The sequence below is a fragment of the Rhizobium sp. SVR5-2C genome, assembly GCF_056755115.1.
Genome location: NZ_JBNDHT010000218.1, coordinates 1 through 6,902, shown reverse-complemented (window position 1 = coordinate 6,902; position 6,902 = coordinate 1). Strand labels below are relative to the sequence as shown.

6 protein-coding genes and 2 pseudogenes are annotated in these 6,902 nt (G+C 62.2%); 6 read left to right on the top strand and 2 right to left on the bottom strand.

Annotated features, from left to right (window positions below; all coding sequences use genetic code 11):
* Both mobA and mobB read left to right on the top strand, forming a co-directional pair.
* Positions 1 to 559 (top strand): molybdenum cofactor guanylyltransferase MobA (mobA, locus tag ACPYOI_RS33925; RefSeq protein WP_481424006.1); only part of this gene is annotated, 559 nt, incomplete at its 5' end.
* Positions 560 to 570: 11 nt separating this feature from the next.
* Positions 571 to 1,080, top strand: a pseudogene (gene mobB, locus ACPYOI_RS33920) (molybdopterin-guanine dinucleotide biosynthesis protein B); the annotation flags it as partial.
* A gap of 171 nt (positions 1,081 to 1,251) precedes the next feature.
* On the opposite strand, the gene ACPYOI_RS33915 reads toward mobB, so the two are convergent.
* On the bottom strand, positions 1,252 to 3,471 hold the full coding sequence (locus ACPYOI_RS33915) for an OmpA family protein (RefSeq protein ID WP_481414901.1): 2,220 nt from the start codon (positions 3,469 to 3,471) through the stop codon (positions 1,252 to 1,254).
* A 323-nt stretch (positions 3,472 to 3,794) separates the two neighbouring features.
* On the opposite strand from ACPYOI_RS33915, the gene ACPYOI_RS33910 reads away from it, so the two are divergent.
* The 4 genes from ACPYOI_RS33910 (at position 3,795) to ACPYOI_RS33895 (ending at position 6,738) form a co-directional block, all read left to right on the top strand.
* Positions 3,795 to 4,568 carry an ABC transporter substrate-binding protein gene (locus ACPYOI_RS33910; RefSeq protein ID WP_481414900.1) on the top strand — a complete coding sequence of 258 codons (774 nt, stop codon included), beginning with the start codon at positions 3,795 to 3,797 and terminating at the stop codon, positions 4,566 to 4,568.
* Between the two features lie 113 nt (positions 4,569 to 4,681).
* Positions 4,682 to 5,485 carry an ABC transporter permease gene (locus tag ACPYOI_RS33905; protein ID WP_481414899.1) on the top strand — a complete coding sequence of 268 codons (804 nt, stop codon included), beginning with the start codon at positions 4,682 to 4,684 and terminating at the stop codon, positions 5,483 to 5,485.
* Positions 5,482 to 6,312: an ABC transporter permease gene (locus ACPYOI_RS33900; RefSeq protein WP_168831060.1), complete on the top strand. Its 831-nt coding sequence runs from the start codon at positions 5,482 to 5,484 to the stop codon at positions 6,310 to 6,312. Before ACPYOI_RS33905 ends, ACPYOI_RS33900 begins: the two co-directional genes overlap by 4 nt.
* 159 nt (positions 6,313 to 6,471) lie before the next feature.
* Positions 6,472 to 6,738 carry an usg protein gene (locus tag ACPYOI_RS33895; protein WP_481414898.1) on the top strand — a complete coding sequence of 89 codons (267 nt, stop codon included), beginning with the start codon at positions 6,472 to 6,474 and terminating at the stop codon, positions 6,736 to 6,738.
* A 20-nt stretch (positions 6,739 to 6,758) separates the two neighbouring features.
* On the opposite strand, the pseudogene ACPYOI_RS33890 reads toward ACPYOI_RS33895, so the two are convergent.
* A pseudogene (locus ACPYOI_RS33890) lies at positions 6,759 to 6,902 on the bottom strand (DUF2270 domain-containing protein); the annotation flags it as partial.

Genomic DNA, 6,902 nt, shown 5'->3' with positions numbered 1-6,902 from the left:
GGGGCAGGACAAGGCGACCGTCATGCTCGGCGGCCGCTCGCTGCTCGATCACGCGATCACGCGATTGTCGCCGCAGGTCTCGACTGTGGCGGTCAATGCCGATAGCGAGCCGCAATGCGGCCTGCAGTTCATACCCGACATCGTCCAGGGCAAGGCCGGCCCTATGGCTGGCATCCATGCCGCCATGGCGCATGCGGCCACGCTTCCGGACGTCACCCACGTCGTCACCATCTCGATCGACAGCCCCTTTTTCCCGGCGGAACTGGTCGCTGATTTCGTCGCCGCGATCGATGCCCCGGCGAAAATCGCGATCGCAGCGTCCGAAGGCCGCAGCCATCCGGTCTTTGGCCTCTGGCCCGTGTGGCTGGCCGGGGACCTCGCCGCCTGGATCGAGACCGACGAGAAGCGCCGCGTGCGGGACTTCCTCTCACGGCATGACGTCACGGAAGTTCCCTTCCCGCTGCATCCGACGCGGGCGAGCATGCTCGACCCCTTCTTCAACATCAACACGCCGGATGATCTGACGGAAGCCGAGCGCTGGCTGGAGGTGTTGTCATGAGCGCGCCCCGCATCTTCAGCCCCCGCATCTTCGGCATCGCCGGCTGGAAGAACTCGGGCAAGACGGGTCTTGCCGTCCGCCTCGTCGAGGAGTTCACCCGCCGCGGCTACCATATTTCGACGATCAAGCACGCCCATCATGATTTCGATATCGACAAGGTCGGCGCCGACAGCTACCGCCACCGGCAGGCAGGCGCCCACGAGGTCACGATCGTCTCGGGCACGCGCTACGCGATCATGCACGAGCTGCGCGGCGAACCTGAACCGACTTTCGAGGAAATCCTCGCCCGCCTGGCGCCCTGCGACCTGGTGCTGATCGAAGGCTACAAGCGCGAACCGATCCCGAAGATCGAAGCCCGCCGTCTGGAAGCAGCTAGGCTCGATCCCCTGGCGCCCGCCGACCCGCATATCTGCGCCATCGCCGCCGATCACCCAGTCACGGACACCGACCTGCCGGTCTTTGATCTCGACGACACGATGGCCATCGCCGATTTCATCGCCGGGAGGATCGGCCTCGGCGAAGTCGTTTCTTCTCCCCAGCGGGGAGAAGATGTCCGTAGGACAGATGAGGGGGCGAGCGACGACAGGAGCGAACGGTCGGAGCGATAAGCGACGAACGAACTCGCTGCGCCCCCTCATCCGACCCTGCGGGCCACCTTCTCCCCGCTGGGGAGAAGGCAAAACCCCGCCGGCTTACTGGTTTGACGCGACCGGGCGGACCAGCGGGGTGACGCGGCGGATCGTGACGCGCCGGTTCTCCTGTTCCGGGCCGGCGGTGTTGACCTTCAGATAGCGCTCGCCATAGCCCTGCGTGGCAAGGTTTTCCGGCGCGATGCCGTAGACCTCCGAAAGCACGTTGGCGACGGATTCCGCACGCTGGTCCGAAAGCACGAGGTTGCTCTCGTCGGAGCCGACCGCGTCCGTATGGCCTTCGATCAGGAAGGTTTCGCTCGGGTCCTTTTCAAGCACCTCGTTCATGGCGTCGGCAACCTTGCGCAGGCTGCGCGCCTGGCTCATCGGGATTTCGGCGCTACCCGTCGCAAAGGTGATCGTATCGAGGTCGATACGGCGGACCTTGTCGCGGATACGGGCCGAATACTTCACCTCATTCAACGAGTAGACACGCTCGACAGGTTCCACCGGCGGCTCGCTCAGGAACTCGTAATAGTCGCGGTCCGCATCGCTGCTCGTGTCGATGATGTAATCGCGCACGGGAATGCCGAGCCGCATCGGCGGCAGATCGGCACCCGGATCTTCGAAGTAGCCCCGGTCAGGATCCTCGTAGAGCTCCGGCGAATAGTAGAGAACATATTCGCGGTCGCGATTGTCGATACGCGAGCGCTGGATGATGTCGCCGTAGCGGTTCCGGATCGTGACGATCCGGTAGCCTTCCGGCCGCTCGATCGTTTCACGATAGCGGTCACGCGAAAGCTGTTCGTAGATAGGCCGCTCGCCGTCCCTGAGGAAGCGGCGGTCGTCGTCGCTGCGCACGACGGTGCGGTTGTTGAACTGCAGGATGATGCGGTTGTCATCACCCTCGTAGCGTTCAACCCGTGCACCTTCAGGCCGCGTAAACTCCGGCCTGCGGTCGAGCCTGCGGCCCTCTTCGCTCGTCACCGCCTCGATCTTGATCGGAGCACGGCGCTCGCCCCGAGGGGCAAGCTGCTGCGCCTCGGCATCGGATTTCGGCGCGGCGATGACCTGTTCGGAGGCGCGCTGGCGATCGCGGTTGCGTCGCCCTTCCCGGCCGGCTGTCCGGTCAGCGTCCTTGTCGCTGTCGAGCACGGCGGCACCGTTCTCGACCGGCAGGACGACGGTCTCGTTGCTCTTGCTCGGATCCTCGGCGATTTGCTTGCGGCGCTCGAGTTCCTGCGGCGTCACCTTCTCGGGAGCGGGAATTGCCTGCTCCGTCGGCTGGGCATTGCCGGCCGGCTGTTCGGCGGTCGTTGCGCTGGGCTCAGCCGGTGCCTGGCCTTGCAACTGCTGTTGCTGCTCGTCGCCGGCGGGCTTCTGCGCCTGATCTGGTTCCGCGGGAACCGGCGGCTTCTCGGGTGCCGGCGACGTGGCGGGAACCGGTGCCTTCTCAGGCGCAGGTGACTTTTGCGGAACGGGAGCCTTGTTCTCGGCTGGCTGCTGCTCGGGTTGCGCCTCGGTGGCGGCCTTCGCGGGCGGCTTCACGGCAGGCTGTTCGCCTTCGGTTGCCTGCTGCTGCTTGTCACGCTTGCGCGGTTTCTGCTGCTCGGGCTGCGCTTCGCCGGTCTGGGGTTGGGTCTCTTCGGCCTTCGGCTTTGCTTCACCCTGCTGGGGCGCTGCTTCCTGCTGTGCAGGCTGCTGCTCACGCTGTTTGCGGCGCGGCTTCACATTGTTCTCGGCCGGCTGCTGTTCCGGTTCGGCCTGGGGTGCTGCTTGCTGCTGCTGTAGCTCGGGGGCAGCCTGCTCGGGTGCGGCTTCGCGCTTCTTGCGGCGGGGCTGTTGCTGATTTTCGGAAGGCTGGGCCTGCTGCGCTTCCGGGGCGGCTCGTTGAGGCGCGGATTCAGCTTCGCGCTTCTTTCGGCGCGGAGCCTCCGGTTCGGCTTGCGGTGCTGCCTGCTGCTGCGGCTCGGGAGCAGCCTGCTCTGGCGCAGCTTCGCGCTTCTTGCGACTGGGCGCTTCCTTCTGTGGCGCGGCCTCGCGCTGCTGCGGCTCCTGGGCGGGCTGCTCTTCGGCAGCCGGAGCCTTGCGTTTCTTCTTCTTCAGAAGCTCTTCATCCGTAGGGGCATCTTGCGCCACCTGGTAGCTGCCACTCATCACCTGCGGCACTGGCCGCACAGCACTTCCACCGCCTGCAACCGAAGCATGGGCCGGCGACACGACCAACGACAACGAAAGCAGCGGGAAAGCCGCGCCGGCAAACAATGTTGATTTAATGCCCATTGGGTCTCCTCGTCTTCCTTTGAGTTTTTTGGGGAACACCTTAGGCGGCATTCGGGTTGGAGGGCGAACGTGGGACGAAAATCGTCCAGGACCGGTTTTGTTCCCGCTGTTTTAGAAAGCGCGGCATTAACCCCATATGAATGCCGTGGTTCGATACCGTTCATCTTTGCCATATTCTGCGGCGCGGCGCTCCGCTGCGATTCCAGTTGCAATTTGCGAAAAAAAGGTTTGATTATCGCGCCAAGGCGGTATCCATGCCCGCCGCATTCACGCCGCTGTCGGATAAAAAGAAGACGCAGCGGCAACCAAAAGAGAGGATCCACATGCGTATCTCCACCCGTTTTCTCGCCGCTGCTTCGCTTGCAGCGCTGTCACTCTTCGCCGGTTCGGCGATGGCCGACGGCGAGAAGTACGTGATTGGCACCGACTCCACGTACCCGCCCTTCGAATTCGTAGACGCCAGCGGCGAGATCAAGGGCTTCGACATCGACATCGCCAAGGCCCTGTGCGCCGAGATGAAGGCCGAATGCTCCTTCGTCAGCGCCGACTGGGACGGCATCATTCCGGCTCTTAAGGCCAAGAAGTTCGATATGATCGTTTCTTCGATGTCGATCACGCCGGAGCGTTCGAAGCTCGTCGACTTCACCAACAAGTACTACAACACCCCGCCGGCAATCGCCGTGCCGAAGGACTCGACCATCACTGACGTTGCCGGGCTCAAGGGCAAGACGATCGGCGCGCAGACGTCGACGACCCACTCCAACTATGCTGAAAAGCACCTTCCCGACACCGAGCTCAAGCTCTATCCGACGGCTGACGAGTACAAACTCGACATCTCGAACGGTCGTATCGACGCGGTGATCGACGACGTCGTCGTTCTCTCCGAATGGGTCAAGTCGGATGCCGGTTCCTGCTGCAAGATCCTGACCCCGCTGAAGGTCGATCCGGAAATCAACGGCGCTGGCGCCGGTATCGCCGTCCGCCAGGGCGACCCGCTGAAGGACAAGCTGAATGCCGCGATCGCCGCGATCCGCACCAGCGGCAAGTACAAGGAAATTCAGGACAAGTACTTCGATTTTGACGTTTACGGCGAATAAGAAAAGCTGTACCTGAACGGCAAAGATGGTGGCGGAAGGCTTGCTCTTCCGCCATTTTTGTTTGACAACGATGGAAAGAGAAAAACGGCTTAAGCCGTGAGGGGAAAACTGGCATGAGCGGATTGTTTTCCGCGCTGGGCTCGTTCTGGGCTTGGATAGGATATATCGTCGATCCGCTGTGCGGACCCGCCGGCGTTTTCACTTGGTTCGGCCAATCGACGATTCTCGCCTGCGGCGACACCGGCTGGGGCGACGAGATCGCTCTCGGTCTGAAAACCACCGTCAGCGTGGCGCTGTTGACGCTGCCGGTCGGCCTCGTCATCGGCTTTTTGGTCGCGCTCGGCCAGCAGTCGGAAGAACGGTCCGTGCGCCTTGCCGCTGGAATATACACCACCATCTTCCGCGGTCTGCCCGAACTTCTGACCCTCTTCATCATCTATTACGGCATGCAGATCCTGATCCAGTCGATCCTTGCATACTTCGGCTATGAGGAGCGCATTGAGATCAATGCCTTCATCGCCGGCATGATCGCGCTGTCGGTGGTCTTTTCCGCCTATTGTTCCGAAGTGCTGCTTTCGGCCTTCCGGGCCATCCCTCGGGGACAGTATGAGGCCGGCTATGCTCTCGGCCTTCATCAAGGCCGTACGCTTCGGCTCATAGTCTTGCCGCAGCTTATCCGTATCGCCCTGCCCGGCCTGACGAACCTCTGGATGATCCTGCTCAAGGACACGTCCTACGTTTCCATCATCGGCCTGGCGGACATCCTGCGTCAGACGGGCGTTGCGGTCCGCGTGACCAAAGAGGCGTTTTTCTTCTATATCATCGCCTGCGGCCTCTATCTGGCGCTTGCGGTCATCTCGTCCGTCGGACTCAGCTACATCGAACGCTGGGCGAAGCGCTCGGAGGTCCGCCGATGAGCTACGCGGAAACCCTCATCCCTCCGCAGCCTGCGCCCAAGGCACTGAAAAAGCGCATAACCGTCGCGCGCATCGCTGGCACGCTGCTCGTCTACCTCTGGGCGCTGCTTGCCGCACTCCTGATCTACATGGTCGTTTCCAATTGGGATCCGGCCGAGTTCGCGCGCTACGGGCCGCGCTACCTGCATGGGCTGATGACGACGATCATCCTGGTTTCGGTATCCGTCGTCTGCGGCGCCGTTCTGTCGCTGCCGCTCGCCTTGGCGCGAATGTCTGAGAACAGGGTCCTCAGCACGCTTGCCTATTGCTACGTCTACATTTTCCGCGGCACGCCGCTTTTGGCGCAGCTGTTCCTGATCTACTACGGCCTCGGCGGCTTCCGCCCGCAGCTCGAAGCTGTGGGCCTCTGGTGGTTCTTCCGGGACGCCTGGTATTGCGGCCTGTTCGCGATGACGATCAACACCGCCGCCTACCAGGCCGAAATCCTGCGCGGCGCCATCGAAAGCGTTCCGCACGGCCAGCACGAGGCAGCGGCAGCGCTCGGCATTCACAAGGTCGTCGCCTTCCGCAAGATTGTGCTGCCGCAGGCGCTCATCGTCGCGCTGCGCCCCTACGGCAACGAAATCATTCTGCTGATCAAGGGCTCGGCCGTCGTCGCCATCATCACCGTGTTCGATCTCATGGGTGAAACACGTTACGCCTTCTCTCGTACCTTCGACTACCAGACCTATCTCTGGGCGGCGATCTTCTATCTTTCGATGGTGGAGGCGCTCCGGCATTTCTGGAACTGGATCGAACGGCGCCTGACGCGCCACTTGAAGCGCTGATCGCTTGGCAGCACTGTCGATGCACTGCTGCCAAGCTCTTGAAATCACAAGTGAATCGCCCTATTATTCTCATATGTCAAGCTTGCGTTAACCACGCCGTGCTTCCATTTCATACGACGCTCATAGGCGTAAGAAGGGGAATGAGAGCGAGACTGAGAGATGAACAAGGACTTCGAAAAGCAGCTTAACGGATATGGGCTGACGACGGCCCAGATCCTTTACCACCTGCCGGACCACCCGACGATCCTCCAGACCTACATCTGGCAGGAATATGACCTCGCTCCGGATTTTCCCGAGATGCGCGGCTTCCTGAAGTTCTGGCAGGAGAAGCTGGATGGCCCGCTGCATTCGGTGCGCTATATCCACCGGAAGCTGATCTCGGCCACCGAATGGCGCGCCCTGAAAGGCGAATTCATCCTGCACTGATCACGCCGGCTGCACGTACTCTACACATGCGCCTCGCCGTGGATGTATTCACCTTCGTCGAGCTCGCGGTGCAGCACCCCGTAGAGGACGGCGAGATAGAACGCCGCCACGATTGCGATGACTGCAAGGCCCGGAAGCGGCCCGAGCACGGCATTGTCGATGAC